Below are 460 nucleotides of genomic sequence, written 5' to 3'. Positions count from 1 at the left end.
GCAACAAATTGGAAGTACACGTTTGAAAAACTGCAAGCATACGATGCAAACGGAGTAGCGTACAAGTATGAAGTGAAAGAACAAGCAGTAGCCGGATATGAATCCAAAGTAAATGGTACTGATATCACAAATACAAAAGTAGGCAAAACAAAAGTAGAAGGAACGAAAACATGGAAAGACGATAACGCGAAAGATCGTCCGGAAATGATCAAAGTAGACCTTTTACAAAATGGTACAGTGATTGCGACGCAAGAAGTAAGCAAAGCAACAGGCTGGAAATACGAATTCAAAGATTTAGCAGCGTATGATGCAAATGGAGTAGCGTACAAGTATGAAGTGAAAGAACAACCGGTAGCCGGATATGAATCCAAAGTAAGTGGTACTGACATCACAAATACAAAAGTAGGCGAAACAAAAGTAGAAGGAACGAAAACATGGAAAGACGATAACGCGAAAGATC

1 protein-coding gene is annotated in these 460 nt (G+C 39.3%); it reads left to right on the top strand.

Annotation, left to right across the window (positions count from 1 at the left end):
• On the top strand, nt 1-460 hold a 460-nt coding region (locus G9F74_RS29510; RefSeq protein ID WP_165406436.1), incomplete at both ends, for a Cna B-type domain-containing protein.

The organism is Bacillus sp. EKM202B (assembly GCF_011066025.1).
Classification (GTDB): domain Bacteria; phylum Bacillota; class Bacilli; order Bacillales; family Bacillaceae_G; genus Bacillus_A; species Bacillus_A toyonensis.
The sequence above is the reverse complement of the archived record's forward strand: the minus strand, read 5'-3'. Positions and strand labels throughout refer to the sequence as shown.